Source organism: Levilactobacillus parabrevis, from assembly GCF_044051715.1.
In the GTDB taxonomy this organism is placed as follows: domain Bacteria; phylum Bacillota; class Bacilli; order Lactobacillales; family Lactobacillaceae; genus Levilactobacillus; species Levilactobacillus parabrevis.
Map to the genome: position 1 here is coordinate 823,953 of NZ_CP168688.1, position 23,841 is coordinate 847,793.

The following is a 23,841-nucleotide window of genomic DNA, read 5'->3' on the forward strand; positions in this document are numbered from 1 at the left end:
ATCTCCTTTCTGGGTAAAGTTTAAGTTTTGTTGAGGGTTTGGATAATTAATTCCATCTAACGAAAAACTCGTTATAATTGAGAACATTATAACTGAGATTGGAGGAATCCGGGTGCCTAAGCGTCGAAGAACGAAAAGAAAATCGACTCATAACCCCGCGACCGCTACCTGGATCTTCGTCATGGTCCTGTTGGTTCTCGGTGGCGGGCTGCTAGTGCGCGGTAAGATTAAGACTGAGATTCAGTCGCAACGCATTGCTCAGACGGATACGGGCATCACTGACAACGAGACGGCCGCTCAGAAAAAGTTTATCGCAAAAATGGCGAAACCAGCGGTCAGGGTTTACCGGCAAAATGGTCAGGTCTTACCCAGTATCGTCATTGCCCAAGCCATCCTGGAATCCAGCTGGGGAACGTCCGGCTTGTTCCAGCAGGCCAATAACCCGTTTGGGGTGAAGGGGGCTTATGAGGGCAAGTCAAAGTCGTTTTGGACCAATGAATACGTCAACGGTAAGAAGATTTCGGTCCGGGCCAACTTCCGTGACTATCCCAACCTGACGGCGGCTATTTTAGACCACGATGCGTTGCTCAAACGTAGCTACTTCAAGCAGACGGTGACCGATTACAAGACGGCGGCCACGTTATTGCAAAATAACGGGTATGCCACTGATCCGAGCTATGCCAAGAAGTTGACGAACTTGATCGCCACTTACAATTTAAATGACTATGACACTTAAATGATACAACAAACGAGGCAGTACCGGCATTGACGCTGGTACTGCCTCGTTTGACGTTACTTGCCAAATGGATTGAAGTCTTCTAAGCAACCGATGCTTAACGCGGCTACCGCCATGAATGGAACGCCACGTTAGTTTTCGTCATAGTATCGCGCAAGGTCGTAGAGCGTCTCGGCCAGATTGTTCATCGGCGTGGTTGGCGCCTGGTTGGCAAAGAGGATGACGCCGGATTTGTTGCCTTCCGATCCGTACAGCGCGGTTTCGTAGCCCGCACCGCTAAGGGTTCCACGGACACGCTTGATACTGTGCTTATAGTGATACAACCCACCGGCATAGTTTAGCTTGTAGTCGTTGGAGAGATCGTAATACTGATTAGTCGTCAGAATCTTGCCATTACGCAAGCCCTGCTGAATCTTGTAGTAGTCGGCTGGTGTCGAGTAGTAGTTACCAGCGCCTAACAGCGATGAAACCAATTTCTGTGAGGCGTTGTTGGTATTATTACTCTTGCCATTGGTAAAACTGTAACCGGTCGCGATAGACCCACTACGCGGCAGGTTATCCCAAGAGTAGGTGTTTTTGAGCCCCAGTGGCGCGATGATTCGTTTCTGCACCAGCTGGTCATAGGTTTGCCCAGTCACCTTGGAAGCCACTCCGGCGAGCAGGGTGTAGTTAGCGTTGGTGTAGTTAAAACTCCCATTGCTGCCAACCCTGAGCTGATTCAACGTGTAGTTGATCTCGGCGGATTGCGTCTTGAGGACGCTGCTGGGCGTGGACTCATCCATGTCGATGCCCGACCGTTGATTGAGCAGCTGGCGAAGGGTCATCTTGTTGCTATTCTTAACACCAGGGTAGTACTTGCTGAGCTTGTCGTTCAACGACAGCTTGCCCTGGCCAGCGAGTTGCACGATGAGCGCACCGGTCATCACCTTTTGGAGCGAGGCGATGGGGTAAATGGTGTTGGCTGAGTTCAGTGTCTTCGTGGCGGCATCAGCGTAGCCAACATTGACTTTGCTGGCACCGTTCGTGTAGTTATTGAATAGCATGGCGCTGCCTTGGAAATGAGCATTGTTCAGCAGTACCTTCGCATTTTGACTGCGACTGAACTTCTGCAATGCCCGTACGTCGACCCACCCAACCTTGTCGCCATACCACGAGAACTTGGCAAACTGCACGCCGTTTGAGAGCGTTGCCACCTGGCTGACCTTCACAAACCGGTGTTGCCAGTTCTTACCACTGGCGTCACGGGTCTTAGCCGACCGTTGGGTGTAGTAGGGTGCGTAGTAGTAGATACCATCGTTACGACTGCCTTGATTGACGAAACGTGCGTTGTAACTGGTGTTCTTGGTGCTCTTGATCCCCAGGTAGCTGCTAGCGTCGGCAGAAATCGTCGGCAGGCTACCAGCAAACGCACACGCGAGAGTTAACCCCAAAATTGTCACAATTTTCTTCAAAATTTATCATCCATTCCCTTAAAGTCGGTCTAAGTTTCCCCAAATGCCAGTCTCATATTAACGCGCCTCGGTCATATTTTCAATCGTTTATTTGATGAACGAGTTAAGTGGCCTAACCAACGGATTAATTGGTTATGGGGCACAGCGAATAAACGAGTCGCAAGTTAAGGGGGAGTGTGGTAAACTTATCCAGATAAAAATAAGTTTATAATTGGTGTCGATGTGTGCGGCTGGTGGGTTTTGACTCGCTGGCATGTGCCGGTCGATCCGCGTGTGGACTTAATTTTTGCCAACTGCTGAGGGCCAGATAGCGACAATGGTTGTGGCTATTAATGGATTCCTAGCAGAAACAATCTTAATAACTTTCAAGCTAAGGAGCTGAAGCTAGCGTTGTTACACTTTCTAGGCCAAATGTATGGCCCATTCTTTGATCTTCATAACTGGGAAACCGTGATTACTTCTGGTAATGACTGGCTGATTATCTTCTCACTGGTACTGATTGAGTGCCTGTTGTCCGTCGATAACGCCGTAGTTCTTGCAGCGCAGACACAATCGTTACCGACCCGTAAGCAGCAGGAAGAATCTCTGTTCTACGGGATCTGGGGGGCGTATATCTTCCGGTTCATCATCATTGGGCTGGGTGTATACCTCATTAATTTCTGGGAAATCAAGGTCGTTGGGGCACTCTATCTGGTCTTCCTGGTCTTCCAATACTTCAGTAAAACGCGAGTCAAGCACACGCGTAAGTTGGTTAAGGACAAGAAGAAACGGCTCTTACCGTTGTTCTGGTCCGTCGTGATGCAAATCGAAATGATGGACATCATCTTCTCCGTGGATTCTGTGCTGGCTTCACTAGCAATTTCCAACAATCCGGTCATCGTGTTGATCGGGGGCTTGATTGGGATTCTCGCCATGCGGGGTGTTGCTGAGGTGATTATGAAACTCATGCGGCGGATTCCGGAGTTGGAACCAATGGCGTACATCTTGATTGGCTTGATTGCCGTTAAGCTGTTCATCTCGATTCCCGCTATCGACATCGAGATTCCGGCAACTATATTTGGAATTGTCGTGATTGGCGCCATTATCTTGACGCTGATCATTCATGCAATCCGCAAGCGGCGGCAACCACAAGCTAAAGCCGAGGACGATAAGAAGCCATCGAATTCAACTGAATCTTAATAGACGTGGACCTGAGATGAATTCTTAGGCCCTTTTTTTATCCCGTCGAAACGGGGATGCCAAGGTGTTAGCGGGCTGCCGCGATTTTTTGTAAGGTGTTTGACACATACTTTTAAGCTTTACAGTGTATACTGATTTTTGAAAGAGGAGGTAGTACATGAAAAATCGATTGAAATGGTGGCTAGCGGGAGTTGCTGTTGTAATGGGGATCAGCAGCGGGATTCCGGTTGCCAACGCTGCAACCAGCGGTAAGTATTTAACGGGGAATGTCGGCTACGTGCGAACTAAGAAGGCCATGTACGTTGGCATTTATAAGAAGACTAATGGCAAATACAAGCAAGTTAAGGTTAAGAAAAACACACTGTTGAATGCCGAGAGCATTATGTCGATGGATGATGGTCACGGTGGCGTGAAGACGACAGCACTGTTCACGTATGGCGTGGTTAACTACAAACGGGCCAAAGCGCTTAAGTATAAGAATATTGCGACGATTCCGTTTACCAAGGCTAACTTCAGGTACGTAACATTGAAGGCACCGATTCGGACACAGATTTTCTTGAACGGTAAGGGGTATACGGCCAATAGCACGAATATGGCGGCCGATCCAACGCCAGGGTTCTATCTGACGCTGGACAACTACTTACAGTATTACAGCAAGACGGCGATGGCCAAGGCACCTTTCCTGTTTGGCGCACGCTGGGCAGGTTCGACCAAGGTGTACAAGCCGACCCGTTCGGTGAAGGTGTCGAAGGTGACGGTCAAGGGGAACACAACTAAGATTGACTACAGCAAGGCGTTAAAGGGGCTACCTAACAAGAAACTCAGCAAGGGGCACTACCGACTGACAATCACCAATAAGAAGACGACGGGAAGCCTGGGAATCAATCCGACTGACGATACTTTTGATGCGTTTGCCAGTTGGACGAACTACACGATTAACGGAAAGGCCTACCACTTCGGCGAGGTCGAATACGGAAACTAACTGGTTTTGCTCGCCTGCGGCTGCCAGATATTCTGCCGCTGTGGGGAACGCCTGCAGCCGAAGGACGGGCTTTCGGCCGCGAGGTTCATGCGAGTTTCCAAACACGTCCCACGCTGTAAGGCCGGGAAGAAACAAGTCCCGGTCTTACAGCGACGTCACGGCTGGCACCATCTCTAGCCTCCTCCGGCTAAACGGTTTGTTTCCCTAACGTCAGAGGCTAGTTGGCAAACTCTTAACTTTGAATTAGATGTCACCCAGCAAGTAGTTATGTTGGGTGATTTTTTTCGTATGCAGATGTTCCTTCGAGAACTTGGCCCGATACTAATACCAATGTAAATTTCAGCGATCTTGTCTCAATTTTTCGTCAGAAAGCTTGGAAAATCGTATTAACCATTAATTAGATGGTAGGGTGATATAAGCGAGAAAGCAGGCATGATTGTTGTGATATGAGCGAATCGAGAAGGTAGAAGCTACTTCTGCTCGGGAGGTTTGGCTTGGCAATATGTTGTCAATTTTCGTAGGATTTGTGGTTAAATATGACCGACCGTTTCTTACCCGGCCCAACTGACAACGTGGTACCATAGACTTCAAATAGCTCAAGGAGGCAACCGCTTATGCAAATTGGATTTATTGGCACCGGCGTCATGGGGACTGGCATCGTATTGAACTTACTGAAGGCCGGCCAGTCGGTGGTCGTGTACAATCGGACGAAGGCCCACGCCGCAACGGTGTTGGATGCTGGGGCAACCTGGGCAGAGACGCCCGCCGCTGTTGCCCGGCAAGTCCAGTTGGTGATGACCATGGTTGGCTATCCCAGTGATGTCGAGGAAGTCTACACCGGAGATCAGGGCATCTTCGCTGGCATTCAGGCTGGGAGTATCGTGGTAGATATGACTACGAGCACCCCAGCATTGGCGGTGAAATTGACCGGTTTGGCTCACGACCATGACGTTCAGGCACTGGATGCGCCCGTCTCCGGTGGGGATGTCGGTGCTAAGAACGCCACCCTGACGGTGATGGTTGGCGGTGATCAGGCCGCTTACGATCGCGTATTGCCCGTCTTTCAACAGGTGGGACAACGCGTGAACTACTTCGGTGGCGCTGGTAAGGGTCAACACACCAAGATGGCCAACCAGATTATGATTGCCGGAACGATGACCGGCCTGACGGAAATGCTGGTTTACGCCAAGGCAGCTGGACTGGACTTGCCCCAGGTGTTGGCAACATTGAGCAGTGGCGGAGCCGACAATTGGAGCATGGACAACTATGTGCCGCGAATTTTGAAGGGTGATTACACTCCAGGGTTCTTCGCCAAGCATTTCCTCAAGGACTTGCGGATCGCGTTGCAGGAGGCCGACCGCATGGGACTGGATTTGCCAGCAACCAAGCAGGCCAAGTTACTCTACGAGGCGATGGTCGATGACTTTGGTTTGGGCAACGATGGGACGCAAGGATTGATTAAGACTTATGAACATTAGGTTTTGAAAGGGTGATGTAATGGGCTTCGGCCTGTTGCATTTTTACTTTTGTATAATAATCAAATGCCCAACAAATGGTTTAATCATATTGTTAATTAAGGGCGTAGATGGTACTCTTAATTTAAGCAGTCCGTATGGGTGGACTAGATTAAGTTACGAACCGCAATTTAATGAATTACACACCATGAAGCGGCAGAAAGCCAATAACGTGGCATCACATTTAGCCAGGGTAAAACCTGGTATTTCAGACGGAGCAGGGGTAGTCGTATGGTGAGAAAGTATCTTTTGGGAATCTTCCCGTTTGCCTTTATTTTCTTCATTCACAATTTAAATACGCAGACGGGGGCGTGGTCGGTGGCCCTTTCTTGGTGGAACGGGTATCTCGTGTTGAGCTATCTGGTGTTCTTCCCACTCCTGTACGACCGGGCGCGGCAAATGCTGAACGGCTCGGTCGACATTGGTAAGAAGATCAAGAAACCAATGAGCGCCGATCAAGAGGCGATGAAGATGGGGTCCAATTACGGGAATACGGGTCACATGGGCTTTGCCCGGATCGGGGATGCCGATGCCAAGGAAGGTTGGTTGCTCCGGTGGGGGATGAACCTGATTATGCGGCTCTTCTTGATTCTAGCGGGACCGTTTGTCTGGGTTTTCCTATGGGGCAAGCACTGGTGGCAAGCGCGCAAACACTAAAATAAATCTAAAAATGGCGTCGATGAATTTCCTATTGCTGGAAAGTCATCGACGCCATTGCGTTTAAATTATAAGTCTTTGTGCAGAATAACTACGGGTGCCCCGTCTTCATCGAACGGGCCTTCGTTGACCACGTAGCCGCACCGTTCGTAAAACGCCTGAGCACTGACTTCGCCGTGGATAACGCCGGTCGAGAAACCATGCTCGCGCGACCAGTCCTCGGCGGCCGTCAGCAGTCGTGTGCCCAAGCCTTGACCGCGCAAGTCTTGGCGGGTGCAGACCCGACCGAACCGCATCTCAGTTGGCGATTGGGGCTCTAACCGCAGCGTGGCAACGGGGTGGGTGGCGTCCTGGTACAGCGTCACGTAGACCCGGTCGCTGGTGTCGCGGTCGTCAAACTCGACGTCGCGGGGGATTCCCCGTTCGGTGACGAAGATGGCTTGGCGTAGCGACAAGGCGGCGGCCCGGTTGAAGGGGGCGTTTGAAATAACGAGTTCCATGCAAGGCCTCCTATTCGATCTCGGCGAAGAAGCTGTAGAGTTTCTCCGTGGTCAGGGCGTCCTTCTCGGCACCGGCCACGTCAAACGTTACCTTGCCGTGGTGCAGGACAATCAGTCGATTGCCGTAGGTCAGGGCGTCTTCCAAGTGGTGGGTGATCATCAGGCAGGTCAGCTGTTCCTCTTGCACCCGCTCGTTGGTGAGGTGCATCAAATCTTGGCTGGTCTGCGGATCGAGCGCCGCCGTGTGTTCGTCCAGCAGTAAAACCTCTGGACGTTTCAACGTCGCCATCAGGAAGCTCAGTGCCTGGCGTTGGCCCCCGGAGAGGTTCCCGGTCGCTGTCGTCAGTCGTTCATCCAAGCCATTGTGCATGGTGGCTGTGATCTTCTTGTAGCGGTCGAGTTGCTTGTTCAGGTGGCGCGGCGCTAACGTCCGGCGTTGTCCACGCCGTTCAGCCAGCAGTAGGTTTTCGGCCACGTTCATCCGGGGTGCGGTGCCCAGCTTGGGGTCCTGGAAGACCCGCGCCAGAAAACGTGTGCGTCTTTCCACGGATTCGTGAGAAATATCTTTACCGTTGAGCAGAATCTGACCGCTGTCAATACTGAGGTCGCCCCCGATAGCGTTGAACAACGTGGATTTCCCAGCTCCGTTAGACCCCAACACGGTGATGAAGTCACCGGCATTGATGGTCAGATTGAGGTGGTCAAGAATCATGATTTCCTCGGGCGTGTTGCGGTTGACCTTCAACACGACATTTTTCAATTCGAGTAATGGTTTAGTCATTGGTATCCAGCCCCCGTTTCAAAATATGCTTGAAGTTAAACGTCTTCTTGAAGACCGGCAGCATCATGCAAAGTGCCAGGATGATTGAGGATAACAGGTTGAGGTCGTTGGCGCTGAATCCCAACTTGAGGACGATCAACAGGACGAAACGGTAGAGGATACTCCCGAGGGAGACCGCCACCAGCCGTTGGTTCAGCGTTAAATCACCGAAGGCCACTTCCCCAATGATGATGGAGGCGAGGGCAATCACGATGATTCCAATCCCCATGTTAACGTCGGCATACCCGTTGTTTTGGGCAACCAGTGCGCCCCCAAAGGCAATCAACCCATTGGAGACCATTAGGCCCATGATCTTCATGTTATCCGTGTTGATTCCAAGGGAGCGGGCCATCGTCTGGTTATCTCCGGTAGCGATGAAGCCTTGGCCCAGTTGCGTTTGCAGAAAGTAGATGACGAGCCCCGTGATGATGACCATGACCAGCGTGCCTAGAAAGACACTGTCAAAGTATTGGGGCAGGGAGGCGAGAAAGTGATTCTTAAATAACGTGGATTTTCCCAGTAAGGAAACGTTGGCCCGGCCCATGATCCGTAAGTTGACGGAGTAGCAGGCGGTCATAACCAGGATTCCGGCCAGTAATATTGGAATGTGACCCTTGGTGTAGAGCAATCCGGTAATCAGGCCGGCAATGGCACCAATGGCGAAGGCCAGGAGTGTTGCCAGTAGGGGATTCATCCCGTTACTGATGGCGGCGACCGCGGTGGCTGCCCCCAGTGGGAACGTGCCTTCAACGGTCATATCGGCGAAGTCAAGAATTCTAAAGGTGAGGAACAGCCCTACACCCAGGACGGCCCAGAGCAGGCCCTGTCCAATAGCGGATACAATTAAACTCATTAGCGGTATACCTCCCCGTGTTGTTTGGCTTCCTTAACGACCGAGTCCGGCAGGGTAATCCCCAGCTTCTGTGCGGTCTTCAGGTTGATGGTCATTTCACCCTTACGTACGAAGTGAATTGGCGTATCGGCGGGCTTCTTGCCCTTTAAAATAGCGGCGGTCATCTTACCCGTAGTCACACCCAACTTGTATTGGTTGATGCTCAACGTGGCGAGTCCACCAGCCTTGACCATGGTGTCGACGGCTGGGAAGACGGGCACCTTTTTCGCAGTAGCCGTGGCAACCAGCGTTTGCATGGCACTCGCTACGGTGTTGTCGGTCGGCACGTAGACGGCGTCGACCTGACTCACCATTTCCTGGCTGACCTGGTTCAGGTCGTTGGTATTGGCGATGGAGTAGGCCTTCAGATTGACGTGTTCCTTCTTGCAAAGGGCGGCAAATTGGTGATACTGGGCCGTTGCCGAGTCGTCAGACGAGGTATAAATGATCCCCAGCGTCTTCATGTTTGGCATAATCTTTTGAATCAATTTAAGTTGCGCAGCCAGTGGCGCTTGGTCGGAGACCCCGGTAACGTTATTGCCGGGATGGTTGTTATTCTTGACCAGGTGGGCACCCTCGGGATCGGTGATGGCCCCCAAGACGACGGGGGTGGTGGAACTGGCGTTAGCCAATGCCTGAGCGGCTGGGGTGGCGATTCCAATCATAGCATCGGCGTTTTCATTGACGAAGCGCGCGCTCATGGTTTTCAGATTACTCTGGTCGTTCTCGGCGTTTTGAAAATCAATCTTAACGTTCTTGCCCACGTGATAGCCCTCTTCGGCTAGCCCGTGGATGATGCCCTTGTGAATGGCATCTAGCGCGGGGTGGGAAAGTAATTGGAGAATCCCAACAGTGGGAACCTCTTTGGTGGTCGCTGCTTCCTTGTGGCTCTCGCTAACAAAGGCGAAGCCGAGAAAAACCACGAGGATGGCGATGAGTCCGTATAGTCGTTTCATGGTGCAATCAACCTCAATTCTCTATAGTAGGTGCTGGTTTAGGGTGCTTTTGTTTTTGTAGATAATTATTGACGAAAAATAGCGTTAACTTTCATCTTGGCAGAGATGGTTTGACGATGGAAGGATTCTGCCTGTGTGGGTCAAATTACGTAAAGGTTGCTGTGAGTCGGATGGTGACTGTATGTAGGTTGGTGGGACTGAACTTGATTAGGGCGGGTGGTACTTGATGATTGGATTGGTTTGAACCTTCTCTCTAATGCGATATAGCCGAAACGTGCTCCGCAAGGCAGACTCCTGTGCTTAACCCCGATAAGGAAAAAGCCAAGCCCGGGCTTTTATCCTTATCGACGTTAATGCTCGGAGTCTAACCGCCTTGCTCCGCACTCTTTTAGCCTCTAATGCGACATGGCCGAAACGTGCTCCAGAAGGCAGGTCCCTGCGCTTAACCCCATTAGGCAAAAAATCCAGACCCGGGATTTTGTACCTAATGACGTTAATGCTCAGGACCTAGGCGCCTTCTTCCGCACTCTTTATCAAAAAAAGAGCACCCAGTCCGGCTGGGTGCCCAAGAAAAAGGCCCGCATTGCCGGATAGAAGACATCCGTGCGGGCTATTGCATCAGAAAGTTAGCCGGCGCAGATGCGAAAATCGCTCTGGGAGCTCAAGTCGCATCTACAGCGATGACGACTTGATTACCGGCTTTGCCAACGTCCATTAAGTTGAATGCTAGACATTTGCATATAAACTTTCCTTCCTTCCGTTTCTCGAATAAATTTAGTGTACGGCATTGCTGAAAAACCGTCAACCATAATTTTCAATTTTTGGTATACTGGACTTTAACGATTACGCAACTTAAAGCAGAAATTTCAGAGATTGAGAGGCTTGTTGTTGGTGAATCCAGGGCCGTTAATCACTTACCTTCGCAAGAATAGAAATTCTGGTGACAACACCATTGGTAGAATTCGAGAATGAAACTATCGGGATGGTGTGGCAATAGATTATTTTTAATGGTTAGCGATGGTATGGTTGGTGGCAGCTCCATATGATTGGAACAATATAAAAATGAAAAACTAGTGTAGCCGGAGGAGGCCAGGGATGGCGCCAGCCGTGACAGCGACGTTAGACCGGGCGATTGATTCTTCCCGGCCTTACGTCGCAGGACGTGTTTGAAAACTCGCGGAATTTTGCGAGGTTCCAAACCGAGCCGGAAGCCCGCACTTTGGCTGTAGGCGTTCCCACAGCGGCAGAATCCCTGGCAGCCGCAGGCGACAATTGTTAGCATGTATTCAATAAAGTAACTAAATCATAAAAAGATGTTTGAACCTCAAGGAGGTTGCCAGAAATTATGAAAATAGCAGTTATGACCGATACTTCGGCCGGCATCGACTTTGCCGAAGCCGACCAGCGCCACATCACCTTGTTGCCGGCACCAATAATGTTTGGTAACCGCCAATACCACGAGTACCAAGATCTCTCAACGGCGGATTACTATCGGTTAATGCGGTTGGCGAAGACCAAGAAGGTAGTGCCGACCGCGCCCCAGCTCTCGATGAAGACGATTGAAGCGGCCTGCCACGAATTGGTCAAGCAGGGCTACACCGACGTGATCATCGTGGGCCCATCACTGGGAATCTCCGGCTTCGTGAATACGTTGGCGGCGTTTGCCGAAAGTATCGAGGCCATTCATGTGTGGCCGTGGGATTCACGCGGCATCTTAACCGTCATGGGCGATCAAGTCCGGCTGGCGGCGGAGTTGGTTAACCGCGGTGCCACGGTCGATGAAGTTTTTAGTCAGCTGACCTTGCTACGGCAGACGATTCACAGTGTTTTCGTGGTGGATTCGATCAAGCCATTGCTGCGAACGGGGGAAGTCAACCCGACTGGTCCCGGCAGTACGCCGCTACACGCGGGCAAGCCAATCTTGAGTTTTGAACCGTCCGGTAAGATGCGGTATGCCGGCAGTACCTTGCGGTGGCGTGGAGCCCGCGGAGACTTTCTCGACGATCTTGCGGTGGACTTGGCCGCAACGTATCCAGTCAGGGCCACTATTTTAAATGCGGACCAACCCGAGGCAACATCTCGGTGGTTGGCGGCTGCCCAGGAACGGTTCCCCACGGTGAAATTTGACGTGGCATTGATCGGTCCCAGCTTCGGTGTTCACGTGGGCGATGGTGCGATGGGAATGGCGTGGTCACAGGATTTCCAGAGCTTAATTCCTGATAATGAGAAATAGATTAGAAATTTAGGGTTGACACCGATATTTTTTAATGGTTAACTAGTACTTGTAAATTGATAAATGAAAGGAACTTCACTCATGAAGCAAAATAACCTCACTCATTTGAATAGCCAATTTGCCTTTAGCTTCTTCTTTAGATAGCGTTTGTATTCAGCATCCTTGGATACGAACGCGCCGCTCAATTGCGTTTGTATCTATCGATAAGCTAAAGTTTTTCAACATGACTTAAGCGCCAGATAGATACGGGTATAATCTATCTGGAGAAATAATATCGGGCCCGATAACACCAGGTAGATTCTACTTAGAATCTGTCTGGTGTTTTTTTGTTTAGAGCGTGAAGGCGGGCGGTAGGTCCTGAGCATTAACGTAGCTAAGTGCCCGCTCGGTGGAACCGAGCCGGTGCTTAGCTGGGTTAAGCGCAGGGACCTGCCCGACTGAACGCGTTTCAGAAGCAGCCAGGACCGACAAAGCGGACGCGCTGAGCCAGTCCAAGGCTTACCAGCTTCTAAACAGTCAGTTGATCTAATCCGTGGGCGGAATTTATCAGCACTACCGGTAAATTCCAGTATCATTTATCAACCAAATCCAAACATTTCTGACAACTATCAACACATACAAAAGCGCCACCACAACGGTCAGCACGGCTGGCCAACATATCTGGAGGGAATCGATTATGAAAAAATTATTACTGACGAGCATTGCATTATTAGGATTGGGCTTAACATTAGCGGGCTGCTCCAGCAAGTCCGACGCTAGCAGCAAGAGCACCTTGAACGTGGGAATCTTACAGGTTGTGCAACACGGTTCGCTCGATGAGGCGCGGCAAGGATTCAAGGCCGGGTTGAAGCAAGAACTCAAGACCCATCACAAGTCCGTGACCGTAAAATATCACTACTTAAATGCGCAGGGGGACCAAGCCAATTTAAATACGATGAGCCAACAATTGGTCCAACAAAAGAATGACTTACTGTTAGGTATCGCAACGCCAGCCGCTCAAGCACTGGCCAAGAAGACCAAGACCACGCCAACGTTAGTCACGGCCGTCACGGATCTGAAGTCAGCCGGGTTGGTCAAATCCAATAGCAAGCCGCAGACCAACGTCAGTGGGACCAGTGATTTGACACCGGTTGGCTTACAACTGAAGCTGTTGGCTAGCATGAGCAAGGGGAACAAGCCTCTCGGTATCATGTACAACTCTTCCGAAGAGAACTCCGTATTGCAAGTCAACTTGGCCAAAGCTTACGCCAAGAAGCACCACATCAACGTCAAAGTCGTCAGTGCTACTAGCACCAACGATGTGACCAGCGTGCTGGCCGGCTTAGAGGGTAAGATTTCCGGCCTGTACCTGCCAACCGATAACCTGATGGCTAGTGCGATGAAGACCATCGGCCAAAAGGCTAAGGCCGCAAAATTACCCGTTGTGACCGGCTCGATTGAAATGGCGCAAGACGGTGGGACCGCAACTTACGGCATCAACTACTACGACTTGGGGAAGCAAACCGGGAAGATGGCTTACGCCGCACTGGAAAACAACAAGAAGCCCCAAACGACGGCCGTTCAAACCTCAAAGAAGCTTCACATGTACATCAACAAGGCCAATGCTAAGGCAATTGGCTTGAAGACCAGTCAGATTCAAGAACCGTAGACAGAAAGGGAGATCAGTTATGTTAATCACTAGTATTGGCCAGGGCCTACTCTGGGCGCCACTCGCTATCGGCGTATTCATTACATTTCGTATTTTAGATATTCCCGATTTGACCACAGAGGGGAGCTTTCCCCTTGGCGCGGCCGTGACGGTCAGTGCGATGGTTAGCGGCCAATCTGCACTAGTGGCCAGTCTGTTAGGCTTCCTGGCTGGTTGTCTGGCCGGGTGGGTGACCGGCGTGTTGGACACCAAGCTGCGGATGCCTTCACTACTTGCTGGGATTTTGACAATGACCGGGTTGTACTCGATCAACATGCACGTGATGGGGAAATCCAACGTGCCCCTGTTGAATCAGCGGGTGTTGACCAGTTACCTGCCGGCTACATGGTCCGTTGATTTACAAACGATTATCGTGGGTGCCGTCATTACCGGGGTAGTCATGGCAGCCTTGATTTGGCTGTTCAAGACCCGGCTCGGATTGTCCCTGATGGCGACCGGAAATAATTCGGCAATGAGTGCGGCCAACGGCATCTATACCGACCGAATGGTGATTATCGGTTACATGGTCTCTAACGGTTGCATTGCCTTGTCGGGGGCTTTGATCGCCCAGAGCAATGGGTACGCCGACATTGGCATGGGAATCGGCACGATCGTGATTGGGCTGGCCTCAGTCCTCGTGGGGGAGATCTTCCTCCGCGGTCGGCAAATGTGGGTGCGGCTGACCGCCATGGTCGTTGGGGCCATCATTTACCGGTTCCTATTGACCGTCGCCATGGGCTTAGGTTTCCCAGTCGACGATCTGAAAATTCTTTCCGCGGGCATCTTGGTCGTTGTGATCTGCCTGCCACTGATTCGCAATAAATACCAGACGAAGCAACAGTTGAAACGTTATCTCACACAGATTGGAGTCGATTCGCATGCTACAGCAAACAGCAGTCTTAAGCGTCAAGCACCTTCAGAAGGTCTTCTTTCCCGGGACGGCAAATGAGCGCCACGTCTTAAAGGACGTCAGTCTCACGATTGAACCTGGCGATTTCGTCTCCGTCATTGGGAATAACGGGGCGGGGAAGTCCACGCTGCTCAATACGATTGCGGGCACACTGACGGCTGATGCCGGGGAGCTCACATTGGCTGGACACCGCATCACGCGCAAGCCAATCGCCTACCGTTCACGCTGGTTATCACGGGTCTTCCAGGACCCCAAGATGGGCACGGCGGGAGAACTAAGTGTGGCGGAAAACTTAACGTTGGCGGCCCAACACACGGGGAGCATGAGTCTCCGCCGTTACCGGCATCGCGGGCAGACTGAAGCGTACCAGGAGTTATTGCGGCCACTAGATATGGGATTAGAGAATCGGTTGACGACGCAGGTGAAGTATTTATCTGGTGGGCAGCGTCAAGCACTCTCCCTGTTGATGGCAACGCTGAGCCAACCCCAACTGTTGTTGCTAGATGAACATACGGCGGCGCTGGATCCCCAGACGAGCCGCAAGGTCATGGACTTGACGCAAACTATCGTGGCAGAAAACCAATTGACCACGATGATGATCACCCACAAAATGAGTGATGCGTTGACCTATGGTAATCGGTTAGTCATGGTTCAAGACGGTCAGATCAAGCTCGACGTCCGTGGCGAAGAGAAACAAAACTTACGGCAGGAAGATCTGTTGTCGATGTTTGTGGAGTAATTACCAATTAGGTTAGAAAACAATGTGAATAACTTATTTCTGATTAGAATGTCATTCATATTATTCTAATGGATTCGTTGATGACTAGATGAACTGGTTTTAAGTGATATTCGTATTATTAAATTGGTAGATGAGATATTCAAAAAGCACGTCATTACCATTAATTTCAGTCTGTCTTAACTCGTGTACGGCACCTTCCCCGATATGTGGGAGTTTGCTTTCTATCACGCTGATAATGTTCTATACTATGGCCAGATTCTAAGGTAACCTAGGTTTAGGGAGCTTAACGGAATCCGCATGTAAAGTTGAGCGAAGCGTTTGTAACCCGTGAGGTGACTGGTCCCGCGAGACGGCCATCACTGGGTACAAGAAAAAACGTCAAGGACGCGCGAACCACGACTACTAGGAAATTGTGGGGAAGCGGCCGTACATAAATAAAGGACTGGGGCAATTGGCCTCAGTCCTTTATTTGTATCAAATTAAAGATAACGCGTTATTTAAAAAGTGAAGTGTCATATCGTAACGAATATCACGGAAGTGTAGGTAGCTATAGCCCAACACCCAGCCCAGCGCGGAGTACATGATCAGCGTTGGCGTGAAGCTGGAGACGTGCATGAAGCCAAAGATGATTCCCGAGATAAAGATGCCGAGGAAGTTCATCAGCCGAGTATTTTTACTGAAGAAGTAATTCAGAAAGATTCCCCGGAAGATGAGTTCTTCAAACACCGGTGCCAGTAAAATTGCGTAGGCCAGGTTCCAGAAGGGCAGTTGCGTGACCTGCTGAGTGATGGCCGTCTGGTTGGCGGGATTCGGTAGAATGTGTGTGGCAATCAAGATTGACCACAAGCGCTGAATCGCCAGCATCAGAATGAAGAAACCAATCAGCTGGCTTACGGTTTTCCCAGTGAAAGGGGTTCGACCGAAGTTGCGCGGGTTGTTTTGTTGCAGCTGTTTCTGATAACGCCAGGTGATAAAGCCCAGTAACAGCCCGGAGTAGATCAGCATCATACCGATCGCCCGGTTGGGGCTACTCCCGTGGCTGGCTTGTTGGGTCGCCAGGGTGAGAAAAACGCTGTCGATGAGGTACAACAGTAGGAATCCTAGCCACTTGAGGTCACGTAGAATCCAGTCAAGCAGCCAGTTGATCCCCTTATTCCAAGAGTTCATTCAGGCAATCCTCCAATATTAGGTATTTCAGTTTTGCTTGGTGCGGTTAAGTTGGTCTTTGTCAGCGCCTTACCGGGCGACACAAATAGCCTGGAACGCCTGGGCGGACGCTTAAAGCCAAGGAGCGGTCTTTAGGCTTGGTTTTGAACCTCTGCGAACCGAGTTTCAAAACCACCAATTCTCTAAGCGACAAGTCGCTAAGTGAATTCCCACGGCTGAGGCTATTTGTGCCGCCCTCACGGCTTACATAGTGGTCGGCGCAGATCAACAGAATTACATGTAAGATTGGCGTCGATCGACTTATTTGTGCGGTTCGGTGAAATTTTTGAATTCACAATTTAAGTAAGCCTATTTTAGTGGGTACGACGCCCATCGGAAACCACATCATCGCGGCAGCATGATAAATAACCGACAATCTTAGTGGCCAACGACTACCAAGAGCCGGAGGAGGCCAGGGATGTAGCCGGCCGTGACGATGGCGTTAGGACGGGTGATTTTCCCGTGCTTACGCCATGGGACGCGTTTGGAAACTCGCATGATTCTCGCGAGGTTTCAAACCGAGCCGGAAGCCAGTTTCTCAGGCTGCAGGCGGTCCCCACAGCAGGCGGAATCCCTGGCGGCCGCAGGCGGCACGTTACCGCAACCCAGCACTAAGACAATGTAAGAAGGTTATTTATCATATTTCCCGATTTCAATGAGGTTTTCGTCGGGGTCGCGGACGTAAACGGACGTCATTGGGCCCAGTGCTCCCTGCTTAGGAAGTGGTCCATCCACGATTTCCACCGCGTAGTTGGTCAAGTGGGATAGGATGTTTGCCAGTGGGTCGGTCGCGATGATGGCGAAGTCGGCGCCACCAATCGTGGGGTGCTTGGCGACCGGCAAATGGGGGGCGTCAGTCTGTTGGAAATTGATCTTTTGTTTGCCGAGTTTAACACCACGGCGGCCATCGTCAAATTCGATGATGGGCAGGTCGAAAACCTCGTGGTACCAACGGACGGAGCGCTCAATGTCACTAACAGTTAGGGTTAAATGGTCAATATTACGAATATTCATGAAAGTTTCAGTCCTTAGCAAGTAAATTTTCACTATTATAGCATAGTTTTCAGGAAAGACCCTAAGCGGTGAAGTTGACGAACCCGGGCGTTTCGTGGTAAGTTACTACTTATATATTAGGTTTGGGATGAAGCCTTGACGTCGTCGGGGCTTTTTCTGCGTGAGAGAAGAAGGGAAGGATACACGTGCCATTACTACAAGTTGACGACCTGAGCATGAGTTTCGCTGATAAGAAGCTCTACGAAGGGGCCAGTTTTACCCTAGAAAAGGGCGAACACATGGGTGTCGTCGGGCAAAACGGGGTTGGTAAGTCAACCTTAATCAAAATTATTACGGGACAAGAACTCCCACTGACCGGAGAAGTGAAGTGGCAGAAGAAGACCCACGTGGGTTATTTGGACCAGTATGCCGATATTCCGGAAGGCATGACGCTGATCGACTTTCTGCACACCGCTTACGCCGATCTCTATGAAATGAACGACCGGATGACGGCCATGTATACGGAATACGCCGAGAGCATGGATGATAAGCTCTTAGAACGAGCCGGCCGGATTCAAGAGGAACTCGATGCGCGGAACTTTTACGACGTTGAGACCGAGATTGAACGGGTTATTTCCGGGCTAGGCTTGGATGACATGGGTCGCGACCACGAAGTTGCCAACATGTCTGGGGGCCAACGGTCAAAGATTATCTTGGCCAAGTTGTTGTTGGAAACGCCAGATGTGATCTTACTAGACGAACCGACCAACTATCTGGATACGGCACACATCGACTGGCTGGAAGATTATCTGAACAGTTTCGATGGGGCTGCCCTGATTGTTTCCCATGATTACGACTTCTTACAAGACGTCACCAACTGTATCATCAACGTGGCGTTCGGTCGGATCACCAAGTACCGAGGAAACTTCAAGCAGGCCATGCGGCAACGGGCTGAAAAAGAAAAGGCGCAACAACGTGAATTCGATAAGCAACAGGTCGTGATTGAAAAGGCCGAACGCTTTATCCGTAAGAACAAGGCTGGGTCCAAGTCGACCATGGCCAAGTCACGGGAAAAGATGCTGAACCGGTTGGACCGGGTCGATCCACCTTCCACCAACATTCAGGCCCACTTCGATTTCCCTTATCAGGAAACCGGCTCGCAGAATGCCCTGGTCGTGGATCAACTGTCCGTTGGGTACGATCGGCCATTGCTGAAACCAGTGACCTTCTCCGTGACGACCGACCAAAAAGTCGGCCTGACCGGGTTCAACGGGGTCGGGAAGTCAACGCTGATCAAGTCCATCTTGGGCATCATCAAGGCCAAGGGTGGGGAAGCGTCCTTCTCACCATCCGCACGAATCAGCTACTTTAGCCAGGATTTAGTTTGGGATAACAATCGGCAGACACCTCTGCAGATTATCCAGGCGAAGTACGAAAAGTTACCACAAAAGGCCATCCGGACCAAGTTGTCCAAGTGTGGCCTGGATTCCGCCAATGCCATGAAACCAATCGGCGAGCTCTCCGGGGGCGAACAGACCAAGGTCAAGCTGGCGATGATGGAATTCGAACCCGCTAACTTCTTGATCATGGACGAACCAACGAACCATTTGGATGACGAGACCAAGCAAGCCCTGAAGGAAGCCATCAATACTTTCCCTGGGAATGCCATCATCGTCAGCCATGAGGAAAGCTTCTACACCGGATTGGTCGATAAGATCCTGAACGTGGAAAAGCTGAGTTTGAAGAATACACAAAACTAAGATTACGTTTCGGTAAAAGGCGTTCCCTTTTGCCGCTAAATCCGTTACAGTTAACGGTGGGTTGAAATTCAGTAAAAAAGGACGGAAAAGCATGAAACGATTCAGACAATTACTCGTTATTGTCGTGTTGGTCGTTGTTGCGGCGGTGGGGATTAACCGCGTCATGCAACATACGTCGGCTGACAAAGCCGCGACCACGCGGACGGTCAAGTCAATAGCGAAACCAAAGGCGAAAGCCAAGACTATTGATTGGCGTGCACCTTCCGAAGATAAGGCCTATCCAAACTTAAAGACTTACCCGAATGCCTGGCTGGATGTGAATACCAGTAAGCAGCGGGTCTACGTGAAAAACGGCAATAAGGTGCTCTATACCATGTACTGTTCAACAGGAACGGGCAAGGAAAATGGCACCCCACACGGAACGTATTACATCCAGGCCGAACGTGGCAAGTTCTTCTACAACCAGGGCTCTGGTGAAGGGGCGAAGTATTGGGTCTCCTGGAAGGATCATGGGATTTATCTCTTCCACAGTGTCCCAACGGATAAGGACGGCAACTTCATCGAAAGTGAAGCCAAGGAACTGGGCAAGACGGCCGCGTCACACGGCTGTGTCCGGTTATCGGTCTCCGATGCCAAGTGGGTTTACAACAACGTGCCTTATGGGATGAAGGTTGTGATTCACTAGGATAGATCGTTTGAAATTAAGTTGTTAAGCAAATACAAAGCAGGCTCACCGAATGCGGTGAGCCTGTTTTGTACTGTACCGAATTATGCTACTATAGACCGACAGACGCCAAATGACTAGTCTAATAACACGCTTCCGGCTGTCTAGATAATAAAAATTCCGGCAAAAGCTACGACACTTTCCAAAAAAATTGGTCGATCTAACATGGTTAATCATTAGCTTAGTCCTCAAGGGTGTTTAAATACTTCATGAAATCTTTAGTCGAGTAGGCTGTTGTATCATCGTTTTTGTTAACTTTTAAGGCTTGTTGTAGATCGATATCCAATGAATCATTCGTGGGTTTGAATGGAAGGCTATTTTCTTTGATCATTTGGGAGGAAAAGAGGGTGACAGCGATGACGAGATCAATTCCCGTCTCTATCAGTAATCTGTTCTGCTTTTTGTTTACAGTCAAGGTCCATTCTGCTTGTTAGTCGCGTTTTTTCTGAATTTCCCGTAGTATTCTTATGGTATATTTGAGAAAAAATAAGTTATTTAGGAGGATTCCTTCAAAGTGAAAAAAGTGTATGAGTCTATATCTGAACGTCAATTTAAATACTTGGTAGTACTAATGTTGACTTGGTGCTGGGGAAGTGTCATATATCTAAAATTTTCTAGTCAGAATTACTATGATAGTTTGACTGTGCTCTTTTTTTCTTTGATTCCTACTATCACGGTCAGTTTGTTTTTTGTCTATCTTCTCGTTACAAAAAGAGGAAGCATTGAAAATGATATGGGAAAGGGAGATTATGCAGATTTATCTGAGAATCAAAGGTGGGGATTTGCCGCATTAGTTTTTTTGAATCTCTTCTTTTCTTCGTCTAAAGTGGGGGCAGCGCTAGCCATAGCTATAACCCAGTTGTTAGTATTCGTAACTCTTTGGAAAAGACAAGTAATTGGAAAAAATGCCTATTCGATTTTGTGTGTATTACTTTTTCAAATTGAAGGAACTATGATGTACTTTGTGTAATTTGTGATGGTAAGATTGTCCTTAAGTGGCAGTACTTCTTGATTGGTACGTTGGTATTTCCATTTATAGAATTGTCTAACCAAAGGTTGAAAGCGCTCAAATAGACTTCAGCCCTTGGGATATACGAACTGATGTTAGTGAATTAGTCATTTGGCATCACTGAGCGTTACCTAATAACTGGCTGTATTGAAATACGGACCAGATACTGTGGAACTGTAATTGAAACTGGACCAGCTACCACTTGGCGGCTGGTCCAGTTTTGATTTTTAGTGTTACTTTTCAATAACTAGTGTCTTGTTAGCCGAAATGTAATGGCCGTTTGGCAACATGAAGCGATTCGTCAGGTGATAAGACTTCACGGCTTTGATCTTCAGGCTAGTGCCACGAGCGTAATGCTTAACAGCTTTGCCTTTGAGACTGGCGCGATTGTACGCGTTGATGCCATGACGGCTCAGGACTTTGACAGTCTTAGGGTTCGTTTGATAGTAAGTATGGGCGACGTAAGCACTGTTGGCCGTGATGTAGCCCTGCCATTGAGCATGGTGAACGTCGCGGACCCGGTAGCGGAGGAGACCGTTCTTGGAACGAGCATAGCCGGTGACGACGAATTGTGGCCGGTTCGTTCTGGATTGCTTGGCATAGAAGTGTTGCCGGTTGGCCTTAGTAAAGGTTGGCGTTTTGTAAAGGCCGATAGCCTTGGTTGCGTAGACGGCCGTCTCTTTTACGGGAGCTGGCTGGGCCGCTGGCTGTTCAGATGAAGAGGGCTCACTACTAGTGGAACTGCTGTCGGCAGCGCTGGTCGTGTTGCTGGTTGTGTTATCGGTGGTATTGCCACCAGGGGTAACGGGAGTACTCTTCTTAACGTAGTGGAAGGTAGTGGTGTAGTCGCCATCGCTAGTCACAGGATCGGTAGCTCGTGGCGTGTAGCCGTCGATGTTGTAGGTTACTTGAGTAAGATCGTTATGTAAAGTTTTCATAACAGTTGCAATGTTATCGTTCATGTAGCTGACACGTTGATCAGTTTCTGAACTGATTGGTAGCACGATTGATTTTTGAATTGATTTTCCATCTTGGTCGGTAAAGTTAACGACTAAGTTTGTGGGCGTGAGACCACCTTCATCAGTCAACATGTCACTACTGCCACCAATAAATAAAAAGACATTTGAACTGATTTTGACCCACTTGTTAGGATCGCTGGAATTGTTTTGGTACTGCAAGAATAAATTGTTGGTGTTGTCGGGATCGAGATTGATAGCGATACGAGAGACATTGTTAGTGGCACCATCGGGAGAAATAGTAACAGTGTCAGATTGCACGCCATCATCGTTGTATATGGGAAGCTGACCGCTATGTAATAGAGCTACAGAACCCGCGGGCAGTTCAGCCCAAACGGTTGATGTGCCATCGATAACGCCATGTGTGGCATCACTTGTGGTAGTATCAGCGGTACTTGTTACAGCTGATGGATCACTAGATGAAGCGCTTGCATTTGCCTGTGTAGTCACACCAGCTGTTACTAACGCAGTTGAGAACAGCAAGATAGATAGTCCTAATTTTTTTAATCCTTGAATTTACACTTTAAGTGCAACACTAATTAAATAAAGAATGGCCCATGGCCAAATTCCTGTAAAATGATGTTTGCGAAAACAATCATGAAAGGAATTTAGCCATGGACCACTACAAGCATATTACCATAGATGAACGGGAAACTATCTTTTTAATGAGGAATCATGGAAACTCACTTCGTGAGATTGCCAGCCATATCAAGAAAAGTTACTCAACCATTTCTCGAGAATTAAGCCGTAATTCTACTGGTAAATCCTATTCACCTTCGAAGGCTCAGGAGAAGTACAAACAGCGCAAAGGCAATTGTGGCAGAGTCTCTCTTTTGAGTAATCCTCAGGTGTTTGAAGTGGTGAGAGAACACTTCTGCGAAGACCTTTGGTCTCCGGAAGAAATATCGAATCGCTTGGCAGTCGAAAAGTATCCGGTGCAGATCAGTACCACGACTATTTATCGTGGGATTTTCAATGGCTTATTTGATAATTTATTTAAATCTGGCAGCTCTAGTGCCGTGCGCCATCTAAGGCATCACGGCAAGTCTCGCCACAATAAAGCTTATCAAGAAAAGCGAGGCAAGATTCCAATCCCCAACAAGATTCATGATCGTCCGCGAGAAGCTGACAACCGTGTAGAAATTGGTCACTGGGAAGGTGATACCGTGTTAGGCAAAAGCGGAAAGGCTTGTGTCGTTACATTGGTTGACCGAAAATCTCGTTACCTGCTTATTGGTAAAGCTGCTAAAAGAACTTCAGAAGCAGTCACGAATACTTTGAGCGACTTAATGAAGCTATGGCCTGGTAGATCGTTAACGATTACCCCGGATAGGGGTAAAGAGTTTGCCAAAGTTCAATGTTTAACTGATAAGTTTGGTACGCCCTTCTACTTTCCCGATCCTCACTCTCCTTGGCAACGAGGAACTAACGAAAATACTAACGGCTTGCTTCGCGAATATTTGCCAAAAGGAACTGACCTTGATTCAATTACTGACCGCCGGATACAAGCATATGCAGAACAAATGAATAATCGTCCCCGTAAATGTCTCGGATGGAAAACGCCTTATGAAATATTCTTTAATGTAGTGTTGCACTTAATTTGACAATTCAAGTCTCATAAGATAATCAATTCCCCTTTGTGTATCAAATGAACTATGAAGCCCCATAGACCAAGTATAGACACAGATGGTGGATAGGACAATATGGTCATTGGTAGGTAGTTTACCTCATTGATGAAACGAAAGAATACATAAATTATGTTGTATCCACGATTGTATGGCTAATTAAAAGCGGTAATGGTCCAGAAATAAAATAGTGGGAGAATTGAAAAAACGTGTCAATTTATGAAGATTCTGGCAACAAAATTATAGGTTAAA

21 protein-coding genes are annotated in these 23,841 nt (G+C 49.3%); 13 read left to right on the plus strand and 8 right to left on the minus strand.

The annotated features are described in order from the left end of the window. The first annotated feature begins 112 nt into the window (after positions 1–112). Positions 113–736 carry a glycoside hydrolase family 73 protein gene (locus ACEPSU_RS03995; protein WP_020089080.1) on the plus strand — a complete coding sequence of 208 codons (624 nt, stop codon included), beginning with the start codon at positions 113–115 and terminating at the stop codon, positions 734–736. Positions 737–867: 131 nt separating this feature from the next. Here ACEPSU_RS03995 and ACEPSU_RS04000 read toward each other — a convergent pair whose 3' ends face one another. Further along, on the minus strand, positions 868–2,187 hold the full coding sequence (locus tag ACEPSU_RS04000) for a serine hydrolase (RefSeq protein ID WP_395322898.1): 1,320 nt from the start codon (positions 2,185–2,187) through the stop codon (positions 868–870). Positions 2,188–2,598: 411 nt separating this feature from the next. Between ACEPSU_RS04000 and ACEPSU_RS04005 the strand changes: the two genes are divergently transcribed. The 4 genes from ACEPSU_RS04005 (at position 2,599) to ACEPSU_RS04020 (ending at position 6,519) form a co-directional block, all read left to right on the plus strand. Beyond that, positions 2,599–3,366, plus strand: a complete 768-nt coding sequence (locus tag ACEPSU_RS04005) for a TerC family protein (RefSeq protein ID WP_395323134.1) — start codon at positions 2,599–2,601, stop codon at positions 3,364–3,366. A gap of 157 nt (positions 3,367–3,523) precedes the next feature. Continuing rightward, on the plus strand, positions 3,524–4,348 hold the full coding sequence (locus tag ACEPSU_RS04010; protein WP_395323557.1) for a hypothetical protein: 825 nt from the start codon (positions 3,524–3,526) through the stop codon (positions 4,346–4,348). A 614-nt stretch (positions 4,349–4,962) separates the two neighbouring features. Beyond that, positions 4,963–5,826: an NAD(P)-dependent oxidoreductase gene (locus tag ACEPSU_RS04015; RefSeq protein WP_395322900.1), complete on the plus strand. Its 864-nt coding sequence runs from the start codon at positions 4,963–4,965 to the stop codon at positions 5,824–5,826. Between the two features lie 267 nt (positions 5,827–6,093). After that, a complete protein-coding gene (locus ACEPSU_RS04020; RefSeq protein ID WP_395322901.1) occupies positions 6,094–6,519 on the plus strand; it encodes a hypothetical protein in 426 nt (141 codons plus the stop codon). Between the two features lie 68 nt (positions 6,520–6,587). On the opposite strand, the gene ACEPSU_RS04025 is transcribed toward ACEPSU_RS04020, so the two are convergent. Genes ACEPSU_RS04025 through trpX form a run of 4 tightly spaced genes read right to left on the minus strand, consistent with a single transcriptional unit; the run spans position 6,588 to position 9,687 of the window. Next, complete coding sequence (locus ACEPSU_RS04025) at positions 6,588–7,019, minus strand: GNAT family N-acetyltransferase (RefSeq protein ID WP_395322902.1); 432 nt, start codon at positions 7,017–7,019, stop codon at positions 6,588–6,590. A 10-nt stretch (positions 7,020–7,029) separates the two neighbouring features. Beyond that, positions 7,030–7,800, minus strand: a complete 771-nt coding sequence (locus tag ACEPSU_RS04030; protein ID WP_395322903.1) for an ABC transporter ATP-binding protein — start codon at positions 7,798–7,800, stop codon at positions 7,030–7,032. Next, positions 7,793–8,692: an ABC transporter permease gene (locus ACEPSU_RS04035; RefSeq protein ID WP_395323558.1), complete on the minus strand. Its 900-nt coding sequence runs from the start codon at positions 8,690–8,692 to the stop codon at positions 7,793–7,795. Before ACEPSU_RS04035 ends, ACEPSU_RS04030 begins: the two co-directional genes overlap by 8 nt. Further along, positions 8,692–9,687, minus strand: coding sequence for a tryptophan ABC transporter substrate-binding protein (gene trpX, locus ACEPSU_RS04040; RefSeq protein ID WP_395361606.1), 996 nt, complete (start codon positions 9,685–9,687; stop codon positions 8,692–8,694). Before trpX ends, ACEPSU_RS04035 begins: the two co-directional genes overlap by 1 nt. A 1,345-nt stretch (positions 9,688–11,032) precedes the next feature. Here trpX and ACEPSU_RS04045 point away from each other — a divergent pair. From ACEPSU_RS04045 to ACEPSU_RS04060, 4 genes are all read left to right on the plus strand, one after another. After that, a complete protein-coding gene (locus ACEPSU_RS04045) occupies positions 11,033–11,920 on the plus strand; it encodes a DegV family protein (RefSeq protein WP_395322905.1) in 888 nt (295 codons plus the stop codon). Between the two features lie 676 nt (positions 11,921–12,596). After that, positions 12,597–13,568 carry an ABC transporter substrate-binding protein gene (locus tag ACEPSU_RS04050; protein ID WP_020089067.1) on the plus strand — a complete coding sequence of 324 codons (972 nt, stop codon included), beginning with the start codon at positions 12,597–12,599 and terminating at the stop codon, positions 13,566–13,568. A 19-nt stretch (positions 13,569–13,587) separates the two neighbouring features. Then, a complete protein-coding gene (locus ACEPSU_RS04055) occupies positions 13,588–14,556 on the plus strand; it encodes an ABC transporter permease (RefSeq protein ID WP_260339039.1) in 969 nt (322 codons plus the stop codon). Beyond that, a complete protein-coding gene (locus ACEPSU_RS04060; protein WP_260339040.1) occupies positions 14,486–15,256 on the plus strand; it encodes an ABC transporter ATP-binding protein in 771 nt (256 codons plus the stop codon). The genes ACEPSU_RS04055 and ACEPSU_RS04060 overlap by 71 nt, the downstream gene beginning before the upstream one ends. 474 nt (positions 15,257–15,730) lie before the next feature. Here ACEPSU_RS04060 and ACEPSU_RS04065 read toward each other — a convergent pair whose 3' ends face one another. Both ACEPSU_RS04065 and ACEPSU_RS04070 read right to left on the minus strand, forming a co-directional pair. Continuing rightward, entirely contained in the window at positions 15,731–16,423 is a 693-nt protein-coding gene (locus ACEPSU_RS04065; protein ID WP_395322906.1) for a CPBP family intramembrane glutamic endopeptidase, read from the minus strand. 669 nt (positions 16,424–17,092) lie between these two features. Continuing rightward, positions 17,093–17,476 (minus strand): VOC family protein, encoded by a 384-nt coding sequence (locus tag ACEPSU_RS04070; RefSeq protein WP_020089059.1) that lies wholly within the window; start codon positions 17,474–17,476, stop codon positions 17,093–17,095. A 215-nt stretch (positions 17,477–17,691) separates the two neighbouring features. Between ACEPSU_RS04070 and ACEPSU_RS04075 the strand changes: the two genes are divergently transcribed. The 3 genes from ACEPSU_RS04075 (at position 17,692) to ACEPSU_RS04085 (ending at position 20,909) form a co-directional block, all read left to right on the plus strand. Next, the gene (locus ACEPSU_RS04075) at positions 17,692–19,215 is read left to right on the plus strand and encodes an ABC-F family ATP-binding cassette domain-containing protein (RefSeq protein ID WP_033388736.1); all 1,524 of its coding nucleotides are present in this window, start codon (positions 17,692–17,694) and stop codon (positions 19,213–19,215) included. Between the two features lie 91 nt (positions 19,216–19,306). After that, a complete protein-coding gene (locus ACEPSU_RS04080) occupies positions 19,307–19,900 on the plus strand; it encodes a L,D-transpeptidase (RefSeq protein ID WP_395322907.1) in 594 nt (197 codons plus the stop codon). 553 nt (positions 19,901–20,453) lie between these two features. After that, the gene (locus tag ACEPSU_RS04085) at positions 20,454–20,909 is read left to right on the plus strand and encodes a hypothetical protein (RefSeq protein ID WP_395322908.1); all 456 of its coding nucleotides are present in this window, start codon (positions 20,454–20,456) and stop codon (positions 20,907–20,909) included. A gap of 272 nt (positions 20,910–21,181) precedes the next feature. Here ACEPSU_RS04085 and ACEPSU_RS04090 read toward each other — a convergent pair whose 3' ends face one another. Beyond that, complete coding sequence (locus ACEPSU_RS04090; RefSeq protein WP_395361608.1) at positions 21,182–22,414, minus strand: DUF5776 domain-containing protein; 1,233 nt, start codon at positions 22,412–22,414, stop codon at positions 21,182–21,184. 164 nt (positions 22,415–22,578) lie between these two features. On the opposite strand from ACEPSU_RS04090, the gene ACEPSU_RS04095 reads away from it, so the two are divergent. Further along, on the plus strand, positions 22,579–23,568 hold the full coding sequence (locus tag ACEPSU_RS04095; protein ID WP_260145207.1) for an IS30 family transposase: 990 nt from the start codon (positions 22,579–22,581) through the stop codon (positions 23,566–23,568). The last annotated feature ends 273 nt before the right edge of the window (positions 23,569–23,841 follow it).

Excerpts from the sequence above, each read along its gene's own strand:
- ACEPSU_RS04005 (WP_395323134.1), top strand. The coding sequence starts at position 2,599 with ATGTATGGCCCATTCTTTGATCTTCATAACTGGGAAACCGTGATTACT.
- ACEPSU_RS04010 (WP_395323557.1), top strand. The coding sequence starts at position 3,524 with ATGAAAAATCGATTGAAATGGTGGCTAGCGGGAGTTGCTGTTGTAATG.
- ACEPSU_RS04015 (WP_395322900.1), top strand. The coding sequence starts at position 4,963 with ATGCAAATTGGATTTATTGGCACCGGCGTCATGGGGACTGGCATCGTA.
- ACEPSU_RS04020 (WP_395322901.1), top strand. The coding sequence starts at position 6,094 with ATGGTGAGAAAGTATCTTTTGGGAATCTTCCCGTTTGCCTTTATTTTC.
- ACEPSU_RS04025 (WP_395322902.1), bottom strand. The coding sequence starts at position 7,019 with ATGGAACTCGTTATTTCAAACGCCCCCTTCAACCGGGCCGCCGCCTTG.
- ACEPSU_RS04030 (WP_395322903.1), bottom strand. The coding sequence starts at position 7,800 with ATGACTAAACCATTACTCGAATTGAAAAATGTCGTGTTGAAGGTCAAC.
- ACEPSU_RS04035 (WP_395323558.1), bottom strand. The coding sequence starts at position 8,692 with ATGAGTTTAATTGTATCCGCTATTGGACAGGGCCTGCTCTGGGCCGTC.
- trpX (WP_395361606.1), bottom strand. The coding sequence starts at position 9,687 with ATGAAACGACTATACGGACTCATCGCCATCCTCGTGGTTTTTCTCGGC.
- ACEPSU_RS04045 (WP_395322905.1), top strand. The coding sequence starts at position 11,033 with ATGAAAATAGCAGTTATGACCGATACTTCGGCCGGCATCGACTTTGCC.
- ACEPSU_RS04050 (WP_020089067.1), top strand. The coding sequence starts at position 12,597 with ATGAAAAAATTATTACTGACGAGCATTGCATTATTAGGATTGGGCTTA.
- ACEPSU_RS04055 (WP_260339039.1), top strand. The coding sequence starts at position 13,588 with ATGTTAATCACTAGTATTGGCCAGGGCCTACTCTGGGCGCCACTCGCT.
- ACEPSU_RS04060 (WP_260339040.1), top strand. The coding sequence starts at position 14,486 with ATGCTACAGCAAACAGCAGTCTTAAGCGTCAAGCACCTTCAGAAGGTC.
- ACEPSU_RS04065 (WP_395322906.1), bottom strand. The coding sequence starts at position 16,423 with ATGAACTCTTGGAATAAGGGGATCAACTGGCTGCTTGACTGGATTCTA.
- ACEPSU_RS04070 (WP_020089059.1), bottom strand. The coding sequence starts at position 17,476 with ATGAATATTCGTAATATTGACCATTTAACCCTAACTGTTAGTGACATT.
- ACEPSU_RS04075 (WP_033388736.1), top strand. The coding sequence starts at position 17,692 with ATGAGTTTCGCTGATAAGAAGCTCTACGAAGGGGCCAGTTTTACCCTA.
- ACEPSU_RS04080 (WP_395322907.1), top strand. The coding sequence starts at position 19,307 with ATGAAACGATTCAGACAATTACTCGTTATTGTCGTGTTGGTCGTTGTT.
- ACEPSU_RS04095 (WP_260145207.1), top strand. The coding sequence starts at position 22,579 with ATGGACCACTACAAGCATATTACCATAGATGAACGGGAAACTATCTTT.